This window comes from Ulvibacter litoralis, assembly GCF_900102055.1.
GTDB lineage: Bacteria > Bacteroidota > Bacteroidia > Flavobacteriales > Flavobacteriaceae > Ulvibacter > Ulvibacter litoralis.
This window is the reverse complement of the sequence record NZ_FNBA01000043.1, coordinates 1-1,834: the sequence shown is the minus strand read 5'-3', so window position 1 is coordinate 1,834 and position 1,834 is coordinate 1. Positions and strand designations below refer to the sequence as shown.

Annotated in this window: 1 protein-coding gene; it reads left to right on the top strand. The window is 35.3% G+C overall.

The annotated features are described in order from the left end of the window. Nucleotides 1-234: 234 nt before the first annotated feature. The gene (locus tag BLQ00_RS17340) at nucleotides 235-987 is read left to right on the top strand and encodes a LamG domain-containing protein (RefSeq protein WP_093145581.1); all 753 of its coding nucleotides are present in this window, start codon (nucleotides 235-237) and stop codon (nucleotides 985-987) included. The last annotated feature ends 847 nt before the right edge of the window (nucleotides 988-1,834 follow it).

The window sequence follows — 1,834 nt, the reverse complement described above, 5'->3', positions numbered from 1 at the left end:
CTTGCGAAACTAGAAGCAAATTGATTGCAAATATTTAACTATATTGGTTTCTGAAAAATAACGTAAAGCTTGCCTTTCTGAGTCTCACGCAGCTCTGAATAATTTGGTACTAAGAAGAGAATCATGAACTTGTCGCTGCTGCCCTCATCGCGCTGCGCCAAACGCAACAATCGTTATACATAACCGTTGTAACACATTTAAGACGAAAATTTAGTTTATTAATAATAAAAAAATATGAGAAGAATACAGATATTACTTTCATCAATCATATGTATTACAGTTTTGTCATGTAAGTCGGATGATGAAACAATTTTAAGTGTAAATCCATTGGATTGCGTTCCAACAAATCTACAAAATGCCGTTGTTGCCTATTATCCATTTACAGATGGCTCAATAAATGACTTCTCGGGGAACAATCAAAATTTAACAAATTCCACTGCTGCTGCTTCTACCTCTGATAGGAATGCAAATGAAAATTGCGCTTTTGAATTTAATTATTTGTCTGGTACAAATGAATTTTTGTCAACATCAAACACTACTCAATTAGATGATTTGACTGATTTTTCAATTTCCTTATGGTATCAACCATTAGAGGTAAGAACTGTTTATGAATTACTTATTGGTCGAGGCCTCGATCATAATCAATGGAATTTAGCACTATTCGATTGTAGACATGCTGTATTTTCATGGACTAGTGATGTATGGGACAATGACCCAAATTTTGATTGTGATGAATCTGTTTCTAATCATGATTGGCATCATTTGGTTGCAACATATAATAACTCCACTAATACAATGAAATTATTTAGAAATGGTAACGTTCAAGAAACTTCTGATTATATGAGGTATCCAAATGCTAGCCATATCGAGGATTTAATAGTTGGAAATCAATTTACCGGTAAAATTGATGATATCCTTATTTTCAATATAACACTAAACCAAACAGATGTTGATTCTTTATTAAATATGGAAGCTTGTTGTAATTAATAAACGTGTTACAACCACGAATATGCAATCATGGCTTAAAGAGGAATTAAATTGAATTTATTACTTTTAATTAAAATTTGAATCATCGGATAAATCCGAACTCGCTTGCCCTTCTGAGTCTCACGCAGCTTCGGAGAATTGAGCTGAAACGAACGATTGATGGCTGAGCTGCTTCAAGCCGCACGCTGCGCCAGGCGCCACGATTCATATTCAAACCCGTTGCCATCAATCGCTCGGATTCTGATTCTTACGAATCGAATCCGAACAGCTTTCTGCTAAGATACAAGTCGGTCATTCTTACGTCCTTCTGACTGAAAGTTTTATTTAAACCTTTCAATTTTTAAGAAATTAAAGTTTCTAAACGGAACTTCCTCTACTCTTTTGATTTCAACGCTTTTCCGAAAAACCTGTAACTGAACAATATAATTCCTGGACAAGTCATTAGGTTCGTGTCTCGCCAAAAATGGCAACAATGTATATTAATCATAGCTTTTACATAATTACTTCGTGTTTAGTACTCAAAAATTACTACTTTAGTTATCGGAACAATACGAACTAGCTTGCCTTTCCGATTCTCACGCGGCTCCGAATAATTGGAACTAAATAAGAAACTGAAAAGATGTCGCCGCTTCAAGCCGCGCGCTGCGCCAAGCGCTACAATTATTATACAAACCCGTTGCCATCAATCGCTCGGATTCTGATTCTTACGAATCGAATCCGACCAGCTTTATGCTAAGAAACAAGTCGGTCATTCTTACGTCCTTCTGACTGAAAGTTTTATTTAAACCTTTCAATTTATAAGAAATTAAAGTTTCTAAACGGAACTTCCTCTACTCTTTTGACTTCA